This is a genomic window from Glutamicibacter sp. TV12E (genome assembly GCF_052441935.1).
Lineage (GTDB): Bacteria > Actinomycetota > Actinomycetes > Actinomycetales > Micrococcaceae > Glutamicibacter.
The window spans coordinates 3,478,270-3,490,493 of sequence record NZ_JBQVVF010000001.1; the positions used below are offsets into that span (position 1 = coordinate 3,478,270).

9 protein-coding genes and 2 tRNA genes are annotated in these 12,224 nt (G+C 57.2%); 1 reads left to right on the forward strand and 10 read right to left on the reverse strand.

What is annotated here, in order from left to right; genetic code table 11:
- Positions 1 to 4: 4 nt before the first annotated feature.
- The gene (gene leuC, locus ACT7DV_RS16560) at positions 5 to 1,444 is read right to left on the reverse strand and encodes a 3-isopropylmalate dehydratase large subunit (RefSeq protein ID WP_444664874.1); all 1,440 of its coding nucleotides are present in this window, start codon (positions 1,442 to 1,444) and stop codon (positions 5 to 7) included.
- Positions 1,445 to 1,567: 123 nt separating this feature from the next.
- Between leuC and ACT7DV_RS16565 the strand changes: the two genes are divergently transcribed.
- Positions 1,568 to 2,293 carry an IclR family transcriptional regulator gene (locus ACT7DV_RS16565; RefSeq protein WP_060701426.1) on the forward strand — a complete coding sequence of 242 codons (726 nt, stop codon included), beginning with the start codon at positions 1,568 to 1,570 and terminating at the stop codon, positions 2,291 to 2,293.
- A 27-nt stretch (positions 2,294 to 2,320) separates the two neighbouring features.
- Here ACT7DV_RS16565 and thiL read toward each other — a convergent pair whose 3' ends face one another.
- From thiL to ACT7DV_RS16610, 9 genes are all read right to left on the reverse strand, one after another.
- Positions 2,321 to 3,331 carry a thiamine-phosphate kinase gene (thiL, locus tag ACT7DV_RS16570; protein WP_444664232.1) on the reverse strand — a complete coding sequence of 337 codons (1,011 nt, stop codon included), beginning with the start codon at positions 3,329 to 3,331 and terminating at the stop codon, positions 2,321 to 2,323.
- 6 nt (positions 3,332 to 3,337) lie between these two features.
- Positions 3,338 to 4,981 carry a GTPase gene (locus tag ACT7DV_RS16575; protein WP_444664234.1) on the reverse strand — a complete coding sequence of 548 codons (1,644 nt, stop codon included), beginning with the start codon at positions 4,979 to 4,981 and terminating at the stop codon, positions 3,338 to 3,340.
- A complete protein-coding gene (locus ACT7DV_RS16580) occupies positions 4,978 to 6,747 on the reverse strand; it encodes an ABC transporter (protein ID WP_444664236.1) in 1,770 nt (589 codons plus the stop codon). The genes ACT7DV_RS16575 and ACT7DV_RS16580 overlap by 4 nt, the downstream gene beginning before the upstream one ends.
- Before the next feature lie 100 nt (positions 6,748 to 6,847).
- A tRNA-Glu gene (locus ACT7DV_RS16585) sits at positions 6,848 to 6,923 on the reverse strand.
- 46 nt (positions 6,924 to 6,969) lie between these two features.
- A tRNA-Gln gene (locus ACT7DV_RS16590) sits at positions 6,970 to 7,041 on the reverse strand.
- Positions 7,042 to 7,409: 368 nt separating this feature from the next.
- Complete coding sequence (gene gltX / locus ACT7DV_RS16595; RefSeq protein WP_444664238.1) at positions 7,410 to 8,915, reverse strand: glutamate--tRNA ligase; 1,506 nt, start codon at positions 8,913 to 8,915, stop codon at positions 7,410 to 7,412.
- A 158-nt stretch (positions 8,916 to 9,073) separates the two neighbouring features.
- Positions 9,074 to 9,838, reverse strand: coding sequence for a fumarylacetoacetate hydrolase family protein (locus ACT7DV_RS16600; RefSeq protein WP_146274981.1), 765 nt, complete (start codon positions 9,836 to 9,838; stop codon positions 9,074 to 9,076).
- Between the two features lie 15 nt (positions 9,839 to 9,853).
- On the reverse strand, positions 9,854 to 10,945 hold the full coding sequence (gene galE, locus ACT7DV_RS16605) for a UDP-glucose 4-epimerase GalE (protein ID WP_444664240.1): 1,092 nt from the start codon (positions 10,943 to 10,945) through the stop codon (positions 9,854 to 9,856).
- Between the two features lie 74 nt (positions 10,946 to 11,019).
- A complete protein-coding gene (locus tag ACT7DV_RS16610) occupies positions 11,020 to 12,114 on the reverse strand; it encodes a branched-chain amino acid aminotransferase (RefSeq protein ID WP_444664242.1) in 1,095 nt (364 codons plus the stop codon).
- Positions 12,115 to 12,224 lie beyond the last annotated feature (110 nt).

Here is a 12,224-nt window from a genome sequence, read left to right on the forward strand (position 1 = left end):
CTTTCTAGACTGCGGCCGGAGTGTTGGCCAGGTCGCTTGGCGAGGACAAGGTTCCACGCACTGCGGTTGCTGCCGCGACCAGCGGCGAAACCAGGTGGGTGCGCCCGCCCTTGCCCTGTCGACCTTCAAAGTTGCGGTTGGAGGTCGAGGCGCAGCGCTCCCCCTCATCCAGCTGGTCAGGATTCATGCCGAGGCACATGGAGCAGCCGGCAAATCGCCATTCGGCCCCGAAGTCCTTGAACACCTGATCCAGTCCTTCAGCTTCCGCTTCCAGGCGGACTCGCGCGGATCCTGGCACTACAATCATCCGGATCTCCGGATCCTTGACCTTGCCCTTGATGACTTCCGCTGCGGCACGCAGGTCTTCCATCCGGGAGTTGGTGCAAGAACCCAAGAAGACGGTATCCACACGGATATCCTTCATCGGGGTACCGCCGGTCAGTCCCATGTAGTTCAGCGCACGCTCACAGGCCTTGCGGTCGTTTTCGTCTTCGAAGTCTTCGGGCGAAGGAACGCTCTGGGACAGCGAGACTCCCTGGCCCGGGTTGGTCCCCCAGGTGACAAATGGCTCGAGTTCATCGGCGTTCAAGAAGACTTCTGCGTCGAACTGCGCTCCTTCGTCGGAGTGCAGCTTCTTCCAGTCCGCTACTGCCGCGTCCCAATCCTCGCCCTTGGGCGCGTGCGGGCGGCCCTTGACGTACTCAAAGGTCGTCTCGTCCGGGGCGATCATTCCGGCGCGGGCGCCGGCCTCAATGGACATGTTGCAGATGGTCATGCGTGCGTCCATGGACAGCGAGCGGATTGCCGAACCCCGGTATTCAAGCACATAGCCCTGGCCGCCGCCGGTGCCAATCTTGGCGATGACAGCCAAGATGATGTCCTTGGAAGTCACCCCCGGCTTCAGCGTGCCTTCGACGTTGATGGCCATGGTCTTGAAAGGCTTCAGGCTCAAGGACTGGGTGGCCATGACATGCTCAACCTCTGAGGTGCCAATGCCAAAGGCCAAGGCGCCGAAGGCGCCATGCGTTGAGGTGTGGGAGTCGCCGCAGACCACGGTCATGCCCGGCTGGGTCAGGCCCAGCTGCGGACCGACCACGTGGACGATGCCCTGCTCCTTGTCGCCCAGGGAGTGCAGGCGAACACCGAATTCCTTGCAGTTTTCGCGCAGGGTATTAATCTGGGTGCGGCTGGTCAAGTCGGCAATGGGCTTGTCGATTTCGAGCGTGGGAGTGTTGTGGTCTTCCGTCGCGATGGTCAGGTCTGGACGGCGCAGCTGACGACCGGCCAGGCGCAGGCCTTCGAAGGCCTGCGGGGAGGTCACCTCGTGTAGGAGGTGAAGGTCAATGTAAATCAAGTCCGGCTGACGGGACTCTCCATTCCCTTCACCTTGGCGCACAACATGTGCGCTCCAAACTTTTTCTGCCAATGTCTGGGGCGACTGCATGGCGGACATGCGACACACTCCTCAAGCTACGTAAATTGTGGTAGTTCAACTTTGACACTTCACAGATAGTCATTTCCAGTATGCGGACTTGAATCTCAAATAATGAGACGTGATACTGGAATCATGACTATAGGTAGCGGTGTAGGTGTTCTCGATAAAGCGGCGGCCATCCTCAATGCACTGGAAAACGGTCCAACATCCCTGTCCCAGCTGGTGGAGTTGACCGACATTTCGCGCCCCACGGTGCACCGCATCGCGCAGTCCCTTGTTCACCACGGGCTAGTGGGCAGGGATATGCATGGCCGCTTTGAACTCGGAAACCGTCTCGTGGAATTGGCAAGCGCTGCCGGCGAGGACCGGTTGGTCAGCGCGGCAGGACCGATCCTCATCAAGCTCCGCGACCTCACGGGCGAGAGCACCCAGATTTTCCGCAAGCAGGGCGACTTCCGCGTCTGCATTGCCAGCGCCGAGCGCCCCATTGGCTTGCGCGACACCATTCCGGTTGGAACTCAGCTGTCAATGAAGGCAGGTTCCGCTGCGCAGGTCCTTCTGGCATGGGAAGACAATGAGCGCATGGTCGAAGGGCTGCACCACGCCCGTTTCACGCCAACGATCTTGGCCGGCGTGCGCCGACGCGGATGGGCACAGTCCCTGGGAGAACGCGAACCTGGCGTCGCTTCCGTCTCCGCTCCAGTGCGCGGGCAGTCTGGCCGCGTCATCGCCGCGCTCTCGCTATCCGGACCCATTGAACGCCTCACCCGGCAGCCCGGAAAGATCCATCATGAAGCCGTCACGAGCGCAGCCCATGAACTATCCGAGCTGCTTCGGGTCCAGAACGATCACGCCTAGAAAGCGGGCGGCACCTTCAGCAACCGGCTAGTTGAAGTGGTCAAAGCCGGCGTTCACCGTAACGGTTTTCCCATCAACCGTGACCAAGGAGCGTCGGCCGATGCGTGCCTTGGCTACACCGACAACGGTGAACTCTTCAGGCACCTCAGCATCTGCCGGGAAAGCGGCAAGAAGTCCGAAGTCTTCACCGCCATGGAGCACCCAATCCATCGGGTCGGTCTTGGTCAGTTGTGCGGCAGGGGCTAGCCGAGCAGCAAATTTCTGCAGTATCTGGCGTTCGAAATCGATGCTGACACCGCTGCTCTTGGCAAGTCGCGCTGTGTCGCGCACGAGGCCATCAGAGATGTCCATCATGGCGTGGGCGCCTGCTTCTGCGGCACGAGGTCCAGAGCCAAGAGGCGGTACCGGCTTGCATTGCGCTTCAGCTATGCGGCGCACCGCCCTGCTCCACGTGCTTGCGCTGCTGCCATGCTCCAAAACCGACAGGCCAGCTCCGGCATCACCCAGGCGCCCCGCCACGGCGATCAAGTCGCCTGGCTTGGCACCGCTGCGCAGAACCTTTCCATGCGCAGTTTCTCCCAGTACGGTAGTCGTCACCGAGATTTCCGTTGACTTTCCGAGGTCTCCACCGAGAATAGTCAACTCCTTGGCACCCAGCGAATTGATTGCGTCGGCAATCCCCTGGGCGAAATCCTTGACCCATTCCAGAGACGTTGTTGGAGGCAGCGACAAGGAAATCACCGCACCGGTGGATCGGCCACCCATCGCGTTGATGTCCGAAACGTTCTGGGCAATGGATTTCCAGCCAATGTCGTACGCACGGTGTTCAAGACCGCTAGGCCAGACCAACCTGAAGTCCTGGTTTTCAACGAGGGTATCGACCGAAACGAGGATTTCTGTTCCTTGGACACTCAGTGCGCCAGCATCATCGCCTGGACCAAGGTTAGCCGCGCGCGAGTCTAGGAGCGGAAGAATAGTATCAAGTATTCCTTGCTCGCCAAGGTCTCCGACGTTTGCTTCAGGCTGATTAATAGTCACAGAGTTCTATTCGGCTTTCTTTGCTGCTGAGGTAATAATGGCGGCATAGCTGTTGTAGGTATTCAGATACTGGTCAACCGGTTCAACCACGGCGGAGCGGACTTGCCCGGATACTGAACGTTCTATATTTCTTAATGCCTTCCTACGCTTAACTTTAGCCACTATTCGATTGACGAATGAACACGCAATTCCCAGCACGATACCCAGCAGCACCCCGATGGCCAAAACTAGGGTGGGAGCGGCTATGCCCTCGACACGAGGGGCTGCGGGCAGATCGAATTGGAAGTATCCGGCCACAGGGTAGGCAGCCAGCCACAGCGCCCCGGCCAGTGCTGCCAGCAAAGAGACCCACTGGACAAATTTGACTGCCGGCCACCACCAGGAAGACTTTTCAACACCCAAGTCTGTGCCAGCAATGGCGGCGTCAACGGCACCCTCCAGTTGCTGCACGTTGCTGCCGACTTCTTTCCGGACCGGTTCAATCCAGCTGTCGGGCAGTTCCTCCGTGGCATCCCGGACGTAGTTATCGATGGCATGGTCGATGGCCGCGGCCTCGGCAACCGAAAGTTCGGGACGCGAGGTGATGGACAGTTCGGCTGCTTCCCTCTTTCTTCCCAAGTTCATTCGCTGAAGCGGATCGTTGCGCAATCGAATCAGCCAAGTAGTCACCGGCCAGCCCGTGCGACGCGCGGCGCGGAGCTTGTAGGAAGTCTCTACGGCATCTGCAATGTATTGCGCCCCATGCGCATTGGCTATAGCCCTCTCCAGCTCAGACTGTTGCATCTGATCCGGGAGACGCACTTTTTCAGCATTAAGCTCGGCTTTGAGATGGTGAACCACTTGATCAACGTCTGCCCGCAACCTGCGGGTAGAGATCGCCTTGTTTTTCGCGGCCGTAGCAATTTGCCGTTGGACTTCCTCCAGCCCTTCTCCCGTGGAAGCCGAAGCGCACACCACCGGAAGTCGTTCCAACCCCGAGGAAGCCAGGATCTCGCGCAAGGAATTAACGATGCTACTTCTATCGGACGCGGCGACTCGATCCATCTGATTCAGAACAATCAAGATGTTCCCCTTCTGGCTGCGCAAGGAGTTCAAATATCCATGATGAATAGACGCGTCAGCATACTTTTGAGGATCGAGAACCCAGACGAGGAAATCTACTTGGCCAACAAGCCGGGTAGCAATCTGGTGGTGTTCCACCCGCGTTGAGTCCATGTCCGGCAAATCCAAGAGCAGCAAACCAGAATCAAAGTCCTTTTTCGAGGATCCCCGCTTCGGTTCCGCTGTTGCTTCGATGACATGTCGGTCGTTGACTTGGAGCCAATCCAGAAGTTCGTTGGCGCCCGACGTATCCCAGATCGCGGCCACAGTGTCCGTGGTCGTTGGGCGTATCACCCCTGTGGATGCCAGTTCCCGCCCAACTAAAGCGTTGAATAGTGTCGATTTTCCGCTTCCCGTGGCACCAAAAAGCCCGACAACCACATGTTCCGAAGACAGCTTTCGCCGTGATGCAGATTTTCTGATGACCGATGCTGCCAAGTCGATGCTTTCTGAATCCAAATACGGCTCCGCAAGCTGCATGGCTTCAACAACACTGTCAATCTGCTGGTTCAGGCCATTAACAGCACGGACGACTTTTCGTTCTGTCATTTCTTGGCCCCTTTGCTGTTCAGTCCTTCAGTGACGCGGTTCAATGCCTGTGCCACCTCGGGTTGGGCCGCACGGCCAATTCCGTTGGCGTACGGCTCCGAGGTCTTGGCAATCAATGCCTGGGCACGCGCATCCAGCATTTTCCGGGCTCTCATCGCCATTCTGCGCACTGCGTCCTCGCCGAATATCGCTTCCAGAAGCTTCTGCCCAACCACGGCGGATCCGCCAGCGATGCCAATTTCCAGACCAGTTAGTCCTGCGGTAGAGGCGAATACGACAACCATCAAGATGACCGCGACTCCGTTGATTCCGAAAGCAGCCATACGGGCGGTTTTGCGTTTGCCAGCGCCTTCTTCGCGAATCATCTCAAGAATGTCTTTCTGCCACAGACGGATGCTTTCTGCAGCTTGCTCGCTGAGATCATTGGAAGGCCTCGGTGCTTCGAGCCCATCTCGAAGCACCTGCCCGAGCGGAGTATTCTTCCACGACCTGTCCACGTCATGGCAGGCCTTGGTGATCTCGGCGATGAAGACCGTATGCAACCCTGATTCGATGGCCTGTTCCACGCGATGCGTGGCTGGCGGGCGCCCCGAGAAGAACGCTCCGACTCGATCTCTTACCCGGCCGATGGCGCCCTCAATACCCCGGAGCAGTTCTCCAGCACCGACAAAATCCTGCCATCGCGACAAGATTTCCCCACGGAGCAAGGAGCCATCATTGAGTGCGGCGTTGATCCGTTCATGGGCTTGGGCAAACCGTTCATTGGTCAACCGGCGCAACTCGTCGAGCTGTGTTTCCTGGTCCTGCAATTCAGCCAGCAGCTCGCCTACATCGGCAGTAGTTCGCCTCAAAGCTCCAGCAAGAGTCTGCGCCGCCACCTGCTGGCGCTTAGTTGAATCTGCGGCCAGGGAGTGGAGCCAAGCAGTGAGCGGTTCGAGGTGCTCCCCCGGCAATAAGTCTTGTTCATTGAGCTGCGTCTCATTGAGGACATGCAATAAAGCAGGATCCAGGTCCTTTGCAATGAGCAGGCGGCGCAGGTCTGGGACGATGTCGCGCTCGGCACCTGGAGGAACCCGATTGAGGACGACGCATACAGTAATGTCCCGGACGCCCGCGTCCGTTAGCAGCTCCCATGGCAGGGCGTCTGCATATCGGTTGGCTGTTGTCACGAAAATCCATAAATCAGCGGCGTTGAGCAGCTGTCCTGCCAGAGCCCTATTGTCGTCTGAAACAGAGTCGATGTCTGGCGCATCAAGGATTGCCAGCCCTTGAGGCACGTTCCCATGGGGCTTCATGACCAGCGCATCGTGACGGGAAGAATCTGCCGCCACTGCAAACCCGCCGCCGGAAACGCGACTTAGTTCGGGCAGGACACGGTCGGATTCGAAAAATGGTTGATCCACGGGATTAAAGGCGAGAACTGGCGTTCTGGTTGTCGGCCTGACAGCACCCGAAATGCTGATTTGCTCACCGACCAGCGAGTTAACAAGTGTGGACTTGCCAGATCCAGTGGATCCGCCTATCACCGCCAGCAGCGGTGCTCCGAGGTTGGAGAGCCTTGGTATCAGATAATCGGATATCTGATGCAATGTCTTTTCCCGCAACTGATCACTTTCATATGCCGCGCGAGACGAATGGCCGACGAAAACTAGATCGCTGAGAATGCCGCGCAATTCCTTGAGGCTCTCGATGGTGGTGTTGCTGACCTGCCCGTCACCAGCAGCCTCGCTCAATGCAGGCTTGATCTGATCTGAGTTCGACTCCATGTGCACCATCTTGCCTTATGGCGACCGCGATTGCTGAGAGATAGCGGCACATTTTCCATGCAAAAGAAAAAACCACGGATCTCTCCGTGGTTTTTTCATGTGGTGACCCCAACGGGATTCGAACCCGTGTTGCCGCCGTGAGAGGGCGGAGTACTAGGCCGCTATACGATGGGGCCGTACGCCAAGTTTCACCTTGGCTCACCGGATGAATCCGATGAAGCGCTGGGATACCAGGACTCGAACCTAGAATGACGGAACCAGAAACCGTTGTGTTGCCAATTACACCATATCCCACTGTGACTTGGGAGTTTAGGAATTTTGTCAAGCATTATTCCAGGCCACTTCCGTAGCACGAGATAAAACTATACCGCCCAGCAAAGAACTATACAAATCGAGGGAATTGCACATGGCTACGCCCAATTTCCGCGCAGAATCGTTGAAAAATAGCATTTTGGTCCAGCTGGGGTTCCGCTTCCATCGCAAATAGCCACTGTGAATTGACGCACCCCATCTATCAGCCTGAATTGCGGCTGCTTCCCTTGGGCTCTCCCTCAGGCACGCTCACCAACAGGCAAAAGGAAGAGCACCTTGGATGCCAACATCGTTCAATGTTGCAAACATCCAAGGTGCTCTGCATGTACCGCTGATGCTAGGGAATGACCCTACCGGGATTCGCCAAAAGCACGAAGGCGGTTCAAGCTCGACTCGCGGCCCAGGATTTCCATGGACTCGAAGAGCGGTGGCGATACGCGCTTACCTGAAATTGCTACACGGGCAGGGCCGAAGGCCTGGCGCGGCTTGAGCTCCAACTCGTCAACCAATTTGGCGCGAAGCGCTGCCTGGATGGTCTCTGCGTTCCAGTCCGACAAGCCTTCCAACGCCTGAACCGATGCATCAACCACCTCTGCGAGGTTCGCCGGCATGCCCTTGAGGGCGTTGTCAGCGACGACAATCTCATCGTCCGACTTGAAAAGGAACTCCAGCATGTCGGTGGCTTCGCCCAAGAGCGCGATACGCTCCTGTACCAGTGGAGCAGCCTGATCTAGGATTTCGTTTTCGCGAGCGGTCAGCTCGGCACCAACAAGTTCAGCGGCCTGGAGATATGGAACCAAGCGATCCCGGAAGTCCTTCGGTTCCAGCATGCGCACATGCGTACCGTTGATGGCTTCTGCCTTTTTGACATCAAATCGTGCCGGGTTAGACAGGACATCGGTAACGTCAAAGGCTTCAACGAGTTGCTCGCTGGAGAAGATGTCTTCATCGGCGCTCAATGACCAGCCGAGCAATGCCAGATAGTTGAGCAGGCCCTCTGGGATGAACCCGTTGTCACGGTGCAGGAACAAGCTTGATTCTGGATCGCGCTTGGAAAGCTTCTTGTTTCCCTGGCCCATCACGTATGGCAAGTGGCCGAAGCGCGGCATGTACTTTGCAACGCCGATATCGTGCAGGAGCGCATACAAGACAACCTGGCGTGGCGTGGAAGACAGCAGGTCCTCACCGCGAAGCACATGGGTGATGCCCATCAAGGCGTCGTCAACGGGGTTGACCAGCGTGTACAGGGGCTGTCCGTTGGCGCGAACGACGACATAGTCCGGCACGCTGCCTGCCTTGAACGTGATCTCGCCACGGACCAGGTCATTGAACGTGACGTCGTGATCCGGCATGCGAACACGCAGCACAGGCTCGCGGCCTTCTGCCTTGAACGCTGCCTTCTGCTCGTCGGTGAGCTCGCGGTCAAAGTTGTCATAGCCAAGTTTTGGATCCCGGCCGGCAGCCTTGTGGCGCGCTTCGATTTCCTCGGGGGTGGAATATGACTCGTACAGGTGCCCGGCCGCGCGGAGCTTGGCAATGACGTCTTGGTAGATCTCGCCTCGCTGAGACTGGCGGTAAGGCTCGTGCGGCCCACCGACATTAACGCCTTCATCCCAGTCGATGCCCAACCAGTTCAAGGCGTCCAGCACCTGGTTGTAGCTTTCCTCCGAGTCGCGCTTCGCATCCGTATCTTCGATGCGGAAAATCATCTTGCCGCCCGTGTGACGAGCGTAAGCCCAGTTGAACAGGGCCGTACGGATCAATCCAACGTGTGGAGTTCCAGTGGGTGATGGGCAAAAGCGAACGCGTACCGGGGTATCTTCGGTTACTTCGGGAATCAGCGATAGATCAGTCATGATGACTTCATTCTATGCCTTTCGCGCCGAAAGTCGCATTTAAACCGCAAGGCTCCCGATCACATAAATGATCGAGAGCCTGTGCGGTTCCACCAAAATGATGATGGCAAGTTGGTGTTAATAACTATTGTACCCAGATAAAGATTAGTTAAACTAACTCAGCGCCGGAATACGCTTCGCAATGAACCGATTCCTTCAACGTCGATTTCAACGACATCCCCCGCATTGACCAGTCCCACACCTGCAGGTGTTCCAGTCATAATCACATCACCTGGCAAGAGCGTAAAGGCTTCCGAAGCTCGCGCCACCAGTTCATTGACCGGCCAAATCATTTCGTTGGTGGAGCCATCTTGCTTAACTTCACCGTTGACTCGGGTAACAATGCCGACGTCGTCTGGATCCGGCAATTCAGTTTCAATCCAGGGGCCCAGCGGGCAAGAACCGTCGAACCCCTTGGCGCGGGCCCACTGCAGATCGCTGCGTTGCGCATCGCGCGCGGTGAGGTCATTGGCTACGGTGTAGCCGAAGATGACGTCTTGGGCCTTGTCAGCAGGCACATCCTTGCAAATACGCCCAATGACAACAGCTAGTTCACCCTCGAAGGAAACCTCATCAGAGAACGCTGGAAGGGTGACAGGATCCCCATGGCCAACCACCGAGGTATTGGGCTTCAAGAACATGATGGGTTCCTGCGGAACTTCATTGCCCAGTTCCTTGGCGTGTTCACGGTAGGTGCGCCCGAACCCGACAACCTTCGAACGAGGAATGATTGGCGCCACCAGGCGAACATCATCCAGGCTGTGGGTTGCCCCTGTGGTTTTGATTCCTTGGAAGAACGGGTCTCCTGCCAGGACGTGGATGTCGTTGCCATCAACGACTCCGTACAGCGGATCACCGTCTACTACAAATCTTGCAATTTTCATTCGGTTTTCTCTTGTCTAGTCTTGTTTAGCGATCGTGGCACGGCCACCACGGATAAACTCGTTGATTTCTTCTTCAGAAATTCCGTCAAGATCATAATCCGGATATCCAGCGGGGTTCTTCGACTGCCATTCCCACATATCGCGAGCCATTTCCTCGACTCCCCGTTCAGCCTTCCAGCCGAGCTCCAAGCGGGCTGTTGTCGGATCACCGTAGTACTCGGCGATATCGCCCGGGCGACGCTCTACCAACTTGTATGGAAGCTGCCGGCCACAGGCCCGCGAGAACGCGCCAATGACATCCAGGACGCTCGTTCCGCTTCCGGTTCCGAGATTCCAGACGTACTGGCCGGTATGGGTGTTCAAGAAGTCCAATGCATCCAGGTGGCCCTGGGCAAGGTCCATGACGTGAATGTAGTCCCGCACGCCAGTTCCATCGTAAGTTGGGTAATCATTGCCGAAGACCTGGACTTCGCTGCGGCGGCCGACCGCTACCTGTGCAATAAACGGCATGAGGTTGTTCGGGATACCCTGCGGATCCTCACCGATGTTTCCCGATGGATGAGCGCCAACAGGATTGAAATAGCGCAAGGTGGCGATGGACCATGAGGAGTCGGAAACCGCAAGATCCTCGAGGATTTGCTCGATATGCAGCTTGGTCCGACCGTAGGGGTTTGATGCGGCACGCTGCGCATCTTCAACCAGTGGCAACTGGGTGGACTCGGCGTAGACCGTTGCGGATGAGCTGAAAACCAGACGCTTTACGCCAGCTTTTTCCATCGCTGATACCAGGTTCAAGGTGCCAACAACATTGTTCTGGTAGTAGGAAATCGGCTTTTCCACGGACTCCCCAACAGCCTTCAACCCGCCAAAGTGGATGACTGCGTCCGGCTTGGTCTGGCTCAAGACGGAATCCAGCCGGTCGCTATCCAGCAAGTCGCCAATGAAAAGCTCGGGAGCCGAATTGGACATGTCGCGTACGCGCCTCAGGGATTCAGGCGATGAATTGCTCAGATTGTCGAAGACAGAAACCTTGTGGCCAGCTTCGAGCAGCAAGAGCACGGCGTGTGATCCTATGTAGCCTGCACCGCCAGTTACCAGTACGTGCATTTCATTCCTTTTCGCATACAACAATGGCCCCGGGGCTTAAGCCCCGAGACCATCGTAGTCGTTTGGATTGCCCTCTAGGCCAAACGCTCCAGCCAGCCGTGTCGATCTTCGACGGTGCCCAGCTGGATGCCCAGCAGTTCCTCGCGAATGGACATCGTCACTTCACCGGCAGGAGCGTTCTCGTCTCCGATGAGTTCATCGCCATTCTTGAGCAGGCCAATTGGAGTGATTACCGCAGCGGTACCGCAGGCAAATACTTCCGTGATATCACCAGAAGCAACGCCATCACGCCATTCGTCGAGGGTGATCTTCCGTTCTTCAACCGTGATGCCACGGTCCTTGGCCAGCTGGATCACCGATGAACGGGTAACACCTTCAAGGATGGTTCCGGTCAGTGCAGGAGTAACCAGCTTGTTGTCCTTGGTGACAAAGAAAACATTCATGCCACCCAGTTCTTCAACAGCGTTGTCATTGAAGGCATCGAGGAAGAGCACCTGCTTGCAGCCGTTCTCCTCGGCTTCCAGTTGCGCTACCAGCGATGCCGCGTAGTTGCCGCCGCACTTGGCAGAACCGGTGCCGCCGCGGCCGGCGCGGGCATAATTCTTCGATACCCAAATGGCTACCGGCTTGAGTTCTCCACCGAAGTAGTTGCCCGCTGGAGAGGCGATGACGCGATAGGAAACTTCGCGCGCGGCACGCACTCCGAGGAAAGCTTCGGTGGCAATCATGAATGGCCGCAGGTACAGCGCTTCGCCTTCGCCGCTGGGAACCCAATCGATGTCGGTGGCTACCAGCTTCTTCAGTGACTCGACGAAAACATCTTCGTCCAGCTGGGGCAGGGCCAGACGCTGGGCGGACTTGTTCAAGCGAGCTGCGTTTGCGCGTGGACGGAAGGTCCACACCGAGCCGTCCTCATGGCGGTAGGCCTTGAGGCCCTCAAAGATTTCCTGGCCATAGTGGAGCACCGAGGCAGCTGGATCCATCGCGATGGGACCATAAGGCTCGATGCGGGCATCATGCCATTCCCCGCCATGGCCGCCCTCGTTGGCGGTCCAGTCAACGACGGTGGTGTGGTCAGTGAAGAAGTCCCCGAAACCAGGGTTGGCCAGAACGCTGGCGCGCTCTTGATCGCTCTTGCGACTCGTTGAAAGATTTACGGTGAATTCCATCTACCTTGGACTTCCTAGCTCAATAAACAAAGAACGGGTGCTCCACGCCAAAGCGGAACACCCGTTCGTGGAATTGCTGCCGATTAGAAGCTAATCGGAAACGACACTTT